Consider the following 12,952-nt stretch of genomic DNA (forward strand, 5'->3'; position numbering starts at 1 on the left):
TGGGTGTATGGGATGGCAGGAAACGCTTCAGGTTTCCTGGTCGAAATCGATCACCAGCTTGTCGCTGACGGCGTAGCTCTGGCAGCTCAGGATGAAGCCGCGCGCGACCTCGTAGTCTTCCAGCGCGAAGTTGACATCCATGTCGACCTCGCCTTCGATGCGCTTGCAGCGGCAGGTCGAGCAGACGCCGCCCTTGCATGAGTACGGCAGCTCGATGCCCTGCGCCAGCGCGGCGTCGAGCACGGTTTCCTTGTTCTTCTCCAGCGTGAAGGAACGGGTGCGGCCGTCCTGGATCACCGTCACCTCGCACTGTTGCTGGCCGACCTGCTTGTGCGCATGCGCGGCGGGCCGCGCCGACGGGATGCTGGTGGCGAACAGCTCGCGCTTGATGCGGGCCTTGTCGACGCCGTTGTCGAGCAGCGACTGCGAGACCTCTTCCATCATCGAGTGCGGGCCGCAGATGAAGGCGACATCGATGTCCTGCGGCCTGACCCATTGCTTGAGCAGCGCGTTGACCTTGTCACCGTCGATACGGCCGTTGAACAGGTCGATGTCGAGCTGCTCGCGGCTGAGCACGAACACGAGGTTGAAGCGCTGCAGGTAGGTATCCTTCAGATCTTCCAGCTCTTCCTTGAACAGCACCGACGACGATGCGCGGTTGCCGTAGAACAGCGTGAAGCGGCTTTCCGGCTCCGCCCGCAAGGTGGTCTTGATGATCGACAGCATCGGCGTGATGCCGCTGCCGGCGGCGAAGGCGACGTAGTGCTTCGCGTGCGCGGCGGACAGCGGCACGTGGAAATGGCCGGATGGCGGCATCACTTCCAGCTTCATGCCAGGCTGCAGCTGCTCGTTGGCCCAGTTGGAGAACAGCCCGCCGTCGACGCGCTTGATCGCCACCCGCAGCTGTTCATCCTGTACCGCGGAGCAGATCGAATACGAGCGGCGCACGTCCTCGCCATCGATGCCGGTGCGCAGCGTCAGGTGCTGGCCCTGCACGTAGCGGTAGGCGTCGGCCAGTTCGTCCGGCACGGCGAAGGTCACGGCCACCGCGTCGCGGGTCTCGCGCGTGACCGAGGCCACCGTCAGTTCATGGAATTTGCTCATCTCCCCACCTTTCCTTCTCAGTGAGCCTTGAAGTAGTCGAACGGCTCCTTGCAGTCGCCGCAGCGGTACAACGCCTTGCACGCGGTCGAGCCGAACTGGCTGACCAGCCGCGTCTGGCGCGAGCCGCAGTGCGGGCAGGCCACCACCAGCGCCGCTCCCCTGCCTGCCTTGCGGCTGATGCCGCTGATATCGATCACCTGCTGCGCCGGCGGCGCGATGCCGTAGCCGGCGAGGCTGGCCTTGCCGCGCGGGGTCATCCAGTCGGTGGTCCACGCCGGCGCCAGCTGCGTCTGCACGCGGACCTTGTCCACGCCCTGCGCGGCGAGCGCGCTTTCGATACCCTCGCGGATCACGGTCATGGCCGGGCAGCCGGAATAGGTCGGCGTGATGGTGACGACGCAGGCGTCGCCTTCCCACGCCACGTCGCGCACGATGCCGAGGTCCACCACGGAAATCACGGGGATTTCGGGGTCGGGCACCGTGTCGAGCCAGGTCCAGACCTGCTCCACGGCGGCACGGTCCAGCGCTTGCGCGGTCATGATGCTCACCACTGCGCGCCGGGATAGGCGCGCTGCAGGAACTGCATCTCGGCCAGCAGGTAGCCGAGGTGTTCGGTATGACGGCCGTGGCGGCCGCCGCTCTGCGCCCACTGGCCGGCGGGCACGCGCAGCGTGGCTTCTTCCAGCACCTCGCTGACGTGGCGCTGCCAGGGCCCGGCCAGCGTGGCGGGATCGGGGATCACGCCTTCGTTCGCCAGCGCGGCTTCGGCCGCATCGGCTTCAAACAGTTCGCCGGTGAACATCCACAGGTCGTCGAACGCCTCCTGCATGCGGCGGTGGCTTTCTTCGGTGCCGTCGCCCAGCCGCACCACTAGGTCGGCGCTGCGGCGCACGTGGTAAGTCACTTCCTTGAGCGACTTGGCGGCGATCCCGGCGATGCGCGCGTCCGTCGAGCGCTGCAACGCTTCGAGCAGGAAGTAGTGCCACGTGTCGAACAGGAACTGGCGCGCCAGCGTATCGGCATAGCTGCCGTTGGGCTGTTCCACCAGCAGCAGGTTGCGGAACTGGTGCGCATCGCGCAGGAAGGCCAGCTGGTCGGCGGTGCGGCCGGCACCTTCCGCTTCGGCGGCGTAGCCCAGCCACAGGCGGGTCTGGCCGACCAGGTCGAGCGCGACGTTGGTCAGCGCGATGTCCTCTTCCAGCGCCGGGCCGCGGCCGCACCATTCCGACAGGCGCTGGCCGAGCACCAGCGTGGAATCGCCAAGGCGCAGCAAATATTCGAGCTTGTGGTTCGTCATGATGCGGGCCGTCTCAGATGTGCTTGACCGCTTCCGGCATCGGGAAGAACGTCGGGTGGCGGTAGACCTTGCTGTTGGCGGGCTCGAACAGCGGGCCCTTGTCGCCGGGGCTGCTGGCCATCACGTCGCTGGCCTTCACCACCCAGACGCTGACGCCTTCATTGCGGCGCGTGTAGACGTCGCGGGCGTTGTTGATCGCCATTTCGCCGTCCGGGGCGTGCAGGCTGCCCACGTGCTTGTGGGCCAGGCCGTGCTGGCTGCGGATAAAGATCTCCCAAAGCGGCCACTCTTTCATGGCAACCTCCTGTGTAATGCGATTCGATATGGGGAGCGGCGCGCTGCGCCGCATGGGGTCAGGCGGCGGCTTGCTGCGCCTGTTTGTCGGCGTGGGCAACCAGTGCGTCGCGGAACCATGCGCCGTCGTCCCAGGCCTTGACGCGGGTGCGCAGGCGGTCGCGGTTGCACGGGCCGTTGCCCTGGATCACGTTGTAGAACTCGGACCAGTCGATCTCGCCAAAGTCATAGTGGCCGCGTTCCTCGTTCCACTTCAGCTTCGGGTCGGGAATGGTCAGGCCCAGGTACTCCGCCTGCGGCACGGTCTGGTCGACCATCTTCTGGCGCAGCTCGTCGTTGGAGAACAGCTTGATGCGCCATTGCATCGACTGCGCGCTGTTGGGCGAGTCGCCATCGGACGGGCCGAACATCATCAGCGCGGGCCACCACCAGCGATTGAGCGCGTCCTGCGCCATCTGCTTCTGCTCGGGCGTGCCGTTGCACAGCTTCAGCAGGATGTCGTAACCCTGGCGCTGGTGGAACGACTCTTCCTTGCACACGCGCACCATGGCGCGCGCATACGGGCCGTACGAACAGCGGCACAGCGGCACCTGGTTGATGATGGCCGAGCCGTCGACCAGCCAGCCGATCATGCCGATATCGGCCCAGGACAGCGTGGGGTAGTTGAAGATGCTGGAATACTTGGCCTTGCCCGAATGCAGGTCGCCCAGCATCTGGTCGCGCGACACGCCCAGCGTTTCCGCCGCGCTGTACAGGTAGAGGCCGTGGCCGGCTTCATCCTGGATCTTGGCCAGCAGCACCGCCTTGCGCTCCAGCGTGGGCGCGCGGGTGACCCAGTTGCCTTCCGGCAGCTGGCCCACGATTTCCGAGTGCGCGTGCTGCGAGATCTGGCGCACCAGGGTCTTGCGGTAAGCCTCGGGCATCCAGTCCTTGGCCTCGATCTTGATGCCTTCGTCCACGCGGGACTGGAACGCGCGCTCCTGCGGGTCCATCTCTTCCATCGCGCGGAGCCTTGTTGCTCCTGTCTCCACCAGCTGTGCGTACATGCCTGCTCCGCTTTTGTTGGGTCCCGCTCGGGCTCTTGATTTACGTCAATTGCGTCAGTTGCAATGCATGGTAGTGATACAATTTGATTCAAGCAATCGACGAATGTGTATCACTTCAAGGACCCGCGATGGCGACTTCACCTGACCCGGAACAACCCTCTCCACGCATTGCCCGGCTGGCGCGCGGGCTCAAGCTGGGAGCCAATTCCCTGCTGGTGACGCTGTTCGGCGACGTGGTGGCGCCGCGGCCGCAGGCGGTGTGGCTGGGGAGCCTGATCCGCCTCGCGGCACCGTTCGGCATCAACGACCGGCTGGTGCGCACGGCCACGTTCCGGCTGACCGCGGACGACTGGCTGAGCGCCACCAGGATCGGACGGCGCAGCTACTACGGACTGTCGGAAGCCGGACTGCAACGCGTGCTGCACGCCGGCAAGCGCATCTATGCGGGCGAAGCGCAGGAATGGGATGGCCGCTGGACGATGGTGATGGTGCGCGGTGACGTACGCGCCACCGTGCGGCAGAAGCTGAAGCGGGAATTGCTGTGGGAGGGCTTTGGTGCAATCGCGCCGGGAGTGATGGCGCATCCCAATGCGGACCTGGGATCGCTGCGCGAGATCATCGGCGCGGCGCGCGCGCAGGAGTACGTCTCGGTGATGGAGGCAAGCAGCCTGGAAGCGTTCCCGATCCAGCCGCTGCAGGCGCTGATGCACCAGACCTTCAAGCTGGGCGACGTGGCGGACGCGTGGCAGGCGCTGTTGAAACGGTTTTCACCGCTGGCGGAAGAAGCGGCGCAACTAGCGCCGGCCGACGCCTATTTTGTCCGGACGCTGCTGGTGCATGAATACCGGCGCGTGCTGCTGCGCGATCCCAACCTGCCGGAGGCGCTCCTGCCACAGGACTGGCCGGGGCGAACGGCGCGGGATCTGTGCAGCGGGATGTATGGGGCGCTGCTGGAAGCGAGCGAGGATTACCTGCACCGCGTGGTCGAGGTGGCAGAAGGGTCGCTGATGCATGCGGAAAGGGTGTTGCGCAGGCGGTTCATGCATGACTGAACTCACGTCAGCCCCGCGCTTGTTTGCTCCCCTCTCCCGCCCGCTGGAGAGGGGCCGGGGGTGAGGGCAGGCGCCTCCACGAAGCGAGGGCCGTCGCTCTTGCACGCGCCGGCCCTCACCCCAACCCTCTCCCGCAAGCGGGAGAGGGAGCACCCCAGGGGAATAGATAATGCTTGGCGTCGATGGATGGGTCCTTAGTAGGTCTCCAAGTGCAGCCGCCCGTCCCGCTTCAACCCTTCCGCCAGCGTCTCCCAATGCAGCCCTGCCTGCTGCGCCACATCGCGCAGCGCCAGCACCACGCCCTCTTCCATGCTCTTGAGCCCGCACACATAGAAGTACGTATCCGGTGAAGCCAGCAGCGCCGCGAGATCGGCCGCGCGCTCGCGCATCAGGTCCTGCACATAGCGCTTGGGCTGCCCCGGCGTGCGCGAGAACGCCAGGTTGATGTCGATGAAATCCTTCGGCAGGTTCTGCAGCGGTCCGAAGTACGGCAGTTCTTCCTTGCTGCGCGCACCGAAGAACAGCATCAGCTTGCCGCCATCGAACTTGCCGGCCTTGCGCAGCCGCCGGCGCCATTCGGTCATCGCCCGCATCGGCGCGCTGCCGGTGCCCGTGCAGATCATCACGATATTCGAGCGCGGATGGTTGGGCATCAGGAAGCTGGCGCCGAACGGCCCGATCACTTCCACCTTGTCGCCCACCTTCAGGTCGCACATGTAGTTCGAGCCGACGCCGCGCACGGGGTTGCCGTCGTGATCCTGCAGCACGCGCTTGATGGTCAGCGACAGGTTGTTGTAGCCCGGACGCTCGCCGTTGCGCGCGCTGGCAATGGAGTACTGGCGCGCATGGTGCGGGCGGCCGCCGGCGTCGGTGCCCGGCGGCACGATGCCGATCGACTGGCCTTCGAGCACCGGGAACGGCGTCGCGCCGAAGTCCAGCACGATGTGGTGCGTGTCGTATTCGCGGCCGACTTCGGTCACGCGCACATTGCCGGTCACCGTGGCGGTAATGGTCTTGTGCGTGGACTTGGCGCCATAGAGGTTGGTGTAGGCATGCGCGGCGGACCACGGCGGCACGGTGGCGCCGTAGCGGGCACTGCTGAAGGTTTCCTCTGCGGTGCCGGACAGCGGCGATGCGGCGGGGAGTTCCGGCGCGGCGGTCTGCAGGTCGGCGCCGGGCGCCAGGTCGGCCAGTTGCTCGGGCGACAGTTCTTCCGGCAGCGTATCCCAGGTGAGCTGTTCTTCGACGCTGTAGGCGCGCAGCCGGGGCATGGCGCGCCAGTTGTCGATCGAGCCGGTCGGACACGGGGAAATGCAGGCCATGCACAGGTTGCACTTGTCGGCGTCGACCACATAGTTGCGCGAGTCATGGGTGATCGCGCCCACCGGGCAGGTGGCTTCGCAGGTGTTGCAGCGGATGCAGATCTCGGGATCGATCAGGTGCTGCTTGATGACTTGAATTTCTGCCATGTCCATGGCGGTCTCCAGAATCAGAGTGCTTCCAGGGCATTTATCCCCTGCCCTCGGTGTTCCCCTCTCCCCTCAGGGGAGAGGGCAGGGTGAGGGGTGGTTTAAGCACCGGCGCTTCGTTGAAGCTCCCGCCCTCACCCCCGCCCCTCTCCCGCAAGCGGGAGAGGGGAGAAAACCGGCAGCACGGAAGCAGCCATGTCGATCAGTTAAACCGCACGTACTCGAAATCCACCGGCTGGCGGTTGATGCCCATCACCGGCGGTGCGATCCAGTTGGCGAACTTGCCCGGCTCGACCACGCGGCCCATCAGGCTGGCGACGAAGGCGCGGTCGCCTTCGGTGGGCAGCCACTGGTCGCGGAAATCGCGCCATTCGGCGTCGGAGATCACGCGGCCGTCCGGCGATACCTTCACGCCGGCCAGCGCGCCGATATTGCGGTGGAAGGCCTTGTGCGGCACCTTCAGGCGGAACGGGATGCCGGCCTTCTCGATCACCTTGTTCCAGCGCTCGACGCCGGCCATGCTGTCCTTGATGTAGTCGTCGCGCAGCACTTCGTTGAGCGCGTTGAGCATCGGCACTTCCTTTTCGGTGAGCTGACCGTTCTGCGCCTGCAGGATGCGGTAGGTCTGGCCCTTGAGCACGTGGTCGTCCATGCGCTTGCCTTCTTCGTAACGGCCCTTCAGGCCGGTGCTGTAGAAGGTGGCGGCGTTGCTCGACTCATCGGCGCCGAACAGGTCGATGGTGACGCTGTAGTGGAAGTTCAGGTAGCGCTGGATGGTCGGCAGGTCGATCACGCCGGCGGCACGCAGCTTTGCCGGATCGTCGGTCTTCAGTTCGTTCATCACCTGGCAGGTGCGCTGGATCACGCGCGACACGCCGCTCTCGCCGACGAACATGTGGTGAGCTTCCTCGGTCAGCATGAATTTGGTGGTCCGTGCCAGCGGGTCGAAGGCGCTCTCGGCCAGCGCGCACAGCTGGAACTTGCCGTCGCGGTCGGTGAAGTAGGTGAACATGAAGAACGACAGCCAGTCAGGGGTCTGCTCGTTGAACGCCTGCAGGATGCGCGGGTTGTCCTGCTGGCCGCTGCGGCGCTCCAGCAGCGCTTCGCCCTCTTCCCGGCCGTCGCGGCCGAAGTACTTGTGCAGCAGGTAGACCATGGCCCACAGGTGGCGGCCCTCTTCCACGTTCACCTGGAACAGGTTGCGCAGGTCGTACATGCTGGGCGCGGTCAGGCCGAGGTGGCGCTGCTGCTCGACCGATGCCGGCTCGGTATCGCCCTGCGTCACGATGATGCGGCGCAGGTTGGCGCGATATTCGCCGGGGATGTCCTGCCACGCGTCCTCGCCCTTGTGGTCGCCGAAGTGGATCTTGCGGTTGGCCTCTGCCGGATTCAGGAAGATGCCCCAGCGGTAGTCCGGCATCTTGACGTGGCCGAAGTGGGCCCATCCCTGCGGATCGACGCTGATCGCGGTGCGCAGGTAGATGTCATGGCTGTGCGAGCCTTCCGGGCCCATGTCGTTCCACCAGCTCAGGTAGTTGGGCTGCCATTGCTCGAGCGCGCGCTGCAGGGTGCGGTCTTCGCTCAGGTTGACGTTGTTGGGGATCTTGTCGCTGTAGTTGATGCCGGACATGGTGGCCTCCGTGGTGCGGGCGATTCGGTATGCGTTCAAGGGTCGGTCAGACCCGGTTCCAGTCGAAGGCGGCCTTGTCGCCCTTGCCGTAGACCTTGAGCGCCCCCTTGTCGCCGACGGCGTTGGGACGCTGGAAGATCCAGTTCTGCCACGCGGTCAGGCGGCCGAAGATGCGGGTGAACATGTTTTCCTGGCCGTTGAAGCGCAGGTTGGCTTCCATGCCGGTCAGGGCATCGGGCGACATCGCCACGCGCTCTTCCAGCGCGATGCGCACTTCGTCGGTCCAGTCGATGTCGTCGGGGTTGGCGGTGACCAGGCCGAGCGCATGGGCGGCATCGGCATCGAGCGGCTGGCCTGCCCTGGCGCGCACCGCGTCCAGCGCCGGCTGTTCGTCATAGAAGCGGCGGCCCAGGCGGCTCTGGCCGGTGGCCATCGGGTACAGGCCGAAGTTGACTTCCGCCACGGTGATCTTCGGCGCGCGCGCCTCGTCGTCCGGCAGCGCCAGGTGGTAGCTGCGGTCGCAGGCCAGCGCCAGTTCCAGGAAAGTGCCGGCAAAGCAGGAGTCCGGCTCGATCAGCGCGAACAGGCTGCGCGACGACACGTCCAGGCGGCTCAGCGTGCGGCGCAGCAGGCCGATGGTCTCGCGCACGAACCAGTGGTCCTTGTGCGCCAGCAGCGTGGCGTCGGTGGCCAGCACCGCGGCGGCCTCGCCGCTGGTCTTGATCAGCCAGGTGCCGATATCCAGCTCGTTGGTGCGCATCGACAGGATCGCGTCTTCCAGTTCGCGCGCCAGTTGCAGCGGGTACCAGCTGGCGCCGGCTTGCACGATTTCATCGGTGTTCCGCGGCTGGGTGCCCGTCGGCGCCTTCACCGTGAACGTGGCGGTGCGGCCGTCGCGGTCGATCTCGACCGTCACATGCGTGTAGCGCAGCGCATCGGCTTCGATGGTGCGCTCGATCGGCGTGAGCGCCACGCCCTGCGCATCGGCCGGACGGTCGCTCTTTGCGGCCAGCGCCAGCGCGCGCTCCTGCACCTTCTGCGCGAACACCGCCGGCTTGGCGATATCGTCGACCAGGCGCCAGTCCTTGGCGCGCTGGCCGCGCACGCCCTCGGTGGTGGTGCAGAAGATATCGGCCAGGTCGTGGCGCACATGGCGCTTGTCGGTCACGCGGGTCAGGCCGCCGGTGCCCGGCAGCACGCCCAGCAGCGGCACTTCCGGCAGGCTCACTGCGGACGAGCGGTCGTCCACCAGCAGGATTTCGTCGCAGGCCAGCGCCAGCTCATAACCGCCGCCGGCGCAGGCGCCGTTGACCGCGGCCAGGAACTTCAGGCCGCTGTGCTGCGAGGAGTCCTCGATGCCGTTGCGGGTCTCGTTGGTGAACTTGCAGAAGTTGACCTTCCACGCATGGCTGCTGACGCCCAGCATGAAGATATTGGCGCCCGAGCAGAACACCTTGTCCTTGCCGCTCGTGACGACCACGGTGCGCACTTCCGGGTGTTCGAAGCGGATGCGGTTGAGCGCATCGTTGAGCTCGATGTCGACGCCGAGGTCATAGCTGTTCAGCTTGAGCTTGTAGCCGGGGCGCAAGCCGGCGTTTTCGTCAATATCCACCGCCAGCGTGGCGACAGGGCCTTCGAATTTCAGCTTCAGGTGCTTGTACTGGTCGGGGGTGGTCTGGTATTCGACGCGGGGGGCGGTGGTCACGGCGGTGTCTCCTCGGTGAAGCTGCACCATAGTGCATTAGCGGGAATCTGTTCGAACGCACTATAGTTCATCAATCAGATTTTATGCAAGCACTATTGTGCATCTTCTGGAGAAGAGAACGTGGATGCACCTGAGCAGAGGCCGGTTTGACACCTTCACTTCGTAGAGACCCCCGCCCTCACCCCGACCCTCTCCCGCAAGCGGGAGAGGGAAAAACCCTTGGCGCCATACCCCCGAGGGCGACCAGGCAAGCCTTAGCCTGGCATCTGCAGCGCCGTGCGCACCAGCTCGCGCAGCGCCGCGAAGGTCGGCTCCAGCGGCTGCGCACTGGTATCCAGCGAAAACTCCGCCTTGGAATAGAACGCGGCACGACCAGCCAGGATATGGCGCAGGTCTTCCATCGCCTCCTTGCTGGCCGCCATCGGGCGGAAGTCGCCCTGTGCCCGCACCCGCTCCATATGGTCTTCCGCGTCGGCCTGCAGCCAGACCGTGGTGCAGTGGGCCAGCAGCAGGTTGAAGGTGGCCGGGTCGGACACCAGCCCGCCAGGCGTGGCGATGACCGCTTCGGGATAGATCTGGATGGCCTCTTCCACCGCCCGGCGCTCGTAGCGGCGGTAGGCGTTCATGCCGTACAGCCCCTGGATCTCGGCAATGCTGCAGCCGGCGAACTTCTCGATTTCGCGGCTCAGCTCGACGAACGGGAAATCCAGGTCCTCGGCCAGCATGGCGCCGAGCGTGGTCTTGCCGGCGCCGCGCAGGCCGATCAGCGCCACGCGCGGGCTGCGCGCCGCCTGCACGGCATTCTCGCCGCCGGTGCCGAGCATCTCGCCCACGGCAATGCGCACGCGCCGCAGCGTGGCTTCGTCGCGGTGCTCCAGCAGCTCGCGCAGCAGGATCCATTCCGGCGAGGACGTGGTGACGTCGCCCAGCAGCCCGGCCAGCGAACACTGCAGCGCGTCGGCAATGTGCTGCAGCACCAGGATCGACGCGTTGCCGCTGCCATATTCCAGGTTGGCCAGGTGCCGCTCCGACACCCCGGCGGCCTGCGCCGCCGCCTTGCGCGTCAGGCCACGGCACGCGCGCAGGTCGCGCACGCGCTCGCCCAGCGCCACCAGGAAGGGGTTTTTCTCGGCACCGTTGGCGGCGGCCGCGCCTGAATCATCTTGCAGGCGCTCATCCCGGGTTAACCCAGATTCATGCAATATAGTGCTTGACATGATTTCTCGGTGGTCCTATTTTTCATACATGCACAATAATGCATGAAGCCTTCGATAGCAATGGCTGAATCAGACGGAGCCCCCTGGATGTCCCCCACCCCCTCTCCAATGCAATTCCGCGAGCAGATTGCGCAACTTACCGCGCAGCTTGCCGGCCGGCCGCTCGATGCCGCGCTGGACGCCTGGCTCAATGCCGAGCATGGCGCCGGCAGCGCTACCTACCAGCAACTGAAGGCAAGCTGCGAGGCCGGCGTGGCCGCAGGCTGGCTGTGCGACCGCGAAGGCGGCGGCATCCGTTACGGCCGCATCTTCAAGCCCGCCGACGACCTGCACGGCTTCTCGGTCGATGTGGTCGACATGCAGGACATTGCCGGTCCGCACCATACGCATCCCAACGGCGAGATCGACCTGATCATGCCGCTGGAAGGCAATGCGCAATTCGACGGCCGCGCCGCTGGCTGGCTGGTATGTCCGCCGGGCAGCGCGCACCGCCCCACCGTCAGCAACGGCCGCGCGCTGGTGCTCTACCTGCTGCCGGAAGGCCGCATCGACTTCACCCGCTGAGGACTGCCATGACCGAACTGCTTTCCAACTATCTCGGCGGCAAATGGCAGACAGGCAGCGGTGCCGGCACGCCGCTGTTCGATCCCGTGCTGGGCGATGAACTGGTGCGGGTCGATGCCACCGGCCTGGACCTCGCCGCCGGCTTTGCCTTCGCGCGCGAACAGGGCGGCGCCGCGCTGCGCGCGCTGACCTACCGCCAGCGTGCCGCGCTGCTGGGTGAAGTCGTCAAGGTGCTGCAGGCCAACCGCGATGCCTACTACGAGATTGCCACCGCGAACAGCGGCACCGTGACGAACGATTCCGCGGTCGATATCGATGGCGGCATCTTTACGCTGGGCACCTATGCGAAGCTCGGCGATACGCTCGGCGACCGCCACTACTTGCTCGACGGCGAGGCCGCGCGGCTGGGCAAGGATCCGCTGTTCCAGTCGCAGCACGTGCTGGTGCCGACGCGCGGCGTGGCGCTGTTTATCAATGCCTTCAACTTCCCGGGCTGGGGACTGTGGGAGAAGGCGGCCCCGGCGCTGCTGGCCGGCGTGCCGGTGATCGTCAAACCCGCCACCGCCACGGCCTGGCTGACGCAGCGCATGGTGCGCGACGTGGTCGAGGCCGGCGTGCTGCCGGCCGGCGCGCTGTCCGTCGTCTGCGGCAGTTCGGCGGGATTGCTGGACCAGTTGCAGCCCTTCGACGTGGTGTCTTTCACCGGCTCGGCCGATACCGCGGCGGTGATCCGCTCGCATCCGGCCATCGCGCAGCGCTCGGTGCGCGTGAATATCGAGGCGGACAGCATCAACAGCGCGCTGCTGCTGCCGCAGGCGGGGCCGGACACCGCCGCGTTCGACCTGCTGGTGAAGGAAGTGGTGCGCGAGATGACGGTCAAGTCCGGGCAGAAATGCACCGCGATCCGCCGCGTGTTCGTGCCCGAGGCGCTCTACGGGCAGGCCGCCGAAGCGATCGGCGCGCGGCTGTCGAAAGTCACCGTCGGCAATCCGCGCAATGACGCGGTGCGCATGGGCGCGCTGGTCAGCCGCGCACAGTTCGATGCGGTCACAGAAGGGCTTGCGGCGTTGCGCCAGCACGCGCAGGTGCTGCACGACGGCACGCGGCAGCCGCTGGTCGACGCCGATCCGGCCGTGGCCTGCTGCATCGGGCCGACGCTGCTCGGCGTCAGCGACGCCGATGCGGCCGCGGCGGTGCATGACACCGAGGTGTTCGGCCCGGTCGCCACGCTGCTGCCCTATCGCGATACCGCGCATGCGCTCGCGCTGGTGCGCCGCGGCCAGGGTTCGCTGGTGGCCTCGCTCTATGGCAGCGATGCCGCAGCGCTCGGCACCGCGGCGGTCGAACTGGCCGACAGCCACGGCCGCGTGCATGTGATTTCTCCCGACGTCGCGCAGCTGCACACCGGCCACGGCAACGTGATGCCGCAATCGCTGCATGGCGGCCCTGGCCGCGCCGGCGGCGGTGAGGAACTGGGCGGCCTGCGCGCGCTGCATTTCTACCATCGCCGCAGCGCGGTCCAGGCCAGCACCGGGGTACTCGGCACGCTGGCCTGACCGCCGGTTCACATCCCT

12 protein-coding genes are annotated in these 12,952 nt (G+C 66.5%); 3 read left to right on the top strand and 9 right to left on the bottom strand.

The genetic code is table 11. The features are described 5' to 3' along the window. Positions 1-27: 27 nt before the first annotated feature. The 5 genes from paaE to paaA are packed head-to-tail and all read right to left on the bottom strand — an operon-like array spanning position 28 to position 3,741. Positions 28-1,104: a 1,2-phenylacetyl-CoA epoxidase subunit PaaE gene (gene paaE / locus VSR71_RS27750; protein ID WP_342916975.1), complete on the bottom strand. Its 1,077-nt coding sequence runs from the start codon at positions 1,102-1,104 to the stop codon at positions 28-30. Positions 1,105-1,121: 17 nt separating this feature from the next. Next, positions 1,122-1,643: a 1,2-phenylacetyl-CoA epoxidase subunit PaaD gene (gene paaD / locus VSR71_RS27755; RefSeq protein WP_342916976.1), complete on the bottom strand. Its 522-nt coding sequence runs from the start codon at positions 1,641-1,643 to the stop codon at positions 1,122-1,124. A 5-nt stretch (positions 1,644-1,648) separates the two neighbouring features. Next, positions 1,649-2,401 carry a 1,2-phenylacetyl-CoA epoxidase subunit PaaC gene (gene paaC / locus VSR71_RS27760; RefSeq protein WP_342916977.1) on the bottom strand — a complete coding sequence of 251 codons (753 nt, stop codon included), beginning with the start codon at positions 2,399-2,401 and terminating at the stop codon, positions 1,649-1,651. Positions 2,402-2,414: 13 nt separating this feature from the next. After that, positions 2,415-2,696, bottom strand: a complete 282-nt coding sequence (gene paaB / locus VSR71_RS27765) for a 1,2-phenylacetyl-CoA epoxidase subunit PaaB (RefSeq protein ID WP_029044895.1) — start codon at positions 2,694-2,696, stop codon at positions 2,415-2,417. Positions 2,697-2,754: 58 nt separating this feature from the next. Continuing rightward, positions 2,755-3,741 (bottom strand): 1,2-phenylacetyl-CoA epoxidase subunit PaaA, encoded by a 987-nt coding sequence (paaA, locus tag VSR71_RS27770; protein WP_342916978.1) that lies wholly within the window; start codon positions 3,739-3,741, stop codon positions 2,755-2,757. Positions 3,742-3,869: 128 nt separating this feature from the next. Between paaA and paaX the strand changes: the two genes are divergently transcribed. Continuing rightward, a complete protein-coding gene (paaX, locus tag VSR71_RS27775; RefSeq protein WP_342916979.1) occupies positions 3,870-4,793 on the top strand; it encodes a phenylacetic acid degradation operon negative regulatory protein PaaX in 924 nt (307 codons plus the stop codon). 194 nt (positions 4,794-4,987) lie between these two features. Here paaX and boxA read toward each other — a convergent pair whose 3' ends face one another. From boxA to VSR71_RS27795, 4 genes are all read right to left on the bottom strand, one after another. After that, a complete protein-coding gene (boxA, locus tag VSR71_RS27780; protein ID WP_342916980.1) occupies positions 4,988-6,268 on the bottom strand; it encodes a benzoyl-CoA 2,3-epoxidase subunit BoxA in 1,281 nt (426 codons plus the stop codon). 196 nt (positions 6,269-6,464) lie between these two features. Further along, entirely contained in the window at positions 6,465-7,892 is a 1,428-nt protein-coding gene (gene boxB / locus VSR71_RS27785; RefSeq protein ID WP_092310250.1) for a benzoyl-CoA 2,3-epoxidase subunit BoxB, read from the bottom strand. A 46-nt stretch (positions 7,893-7,938) separates the two neighbouring features. Further along, positions 7,939-9,597, bottom strand: a complete 1,659-nt coding sequence (gene boxC, locus VSR71_RS27790) for a 2,3-epoxybenzoyl-CoA dihydrolase (RefSeq protein ID WP_342916981.1) — start codon at positions 9,595-9,597, stop codon at positions 7,939-7,941. 254 nt (positions 9,598-9,851) lie between these two features. Further along, positions 9,852-10,814: a helix-turn-helix transcriptional regulator gene (locus VSR71_RS27795; RefSeq protein ID WP_342916982.1), complete on the bottom strand. Its 963-nt coding sequence runs from the start codon at positions 10,812-10,814 to the stop codon at positions 9,852-9,854. A gap of 87 nt (positions 10,815-10,901) precedes the next feature. Here VSR71_RS27795 and VSR71_RS27800 point away from each other — a divergent pair, with 87 nt between their 5' ends. Beyond that, complete coding sequence (locus VSR71_RS27800; protein WP_342916983.1) at positions 10,902-11,378, top strand: DUF4863 family protein; 477 nt, start codon at positions 10,902-10,904, stop codon at positions 11,376-11,378. Between the two features lie 8 nt (positions 11,379-11,386). Continuing rightward, complete coding sequence (locus VSR71_RS27805; protein ID WP_342916984.1) at positions 11,387-12,934, top strand: 3,4-dehydroadipyl-CoA semialdehyde dehydrogenase; 1,548 nt, start codon at positions 11,387-11,389, stop codon at positions 12,932-12,934. Positions 12,935-12,952: the final 18 nt, after the last annotated feature.

The sequence above is a fragment of the Cupriavidus oxalaticus genome, assembly GCF_038900635.1.
Classification (GTDB): Bacteria; Pseudomonadota; Gammaproteobacteria; order Burkholderiales; family Burkholderiaceae; genus Cupriavidus; species Cupriavidus oxalaticus_B.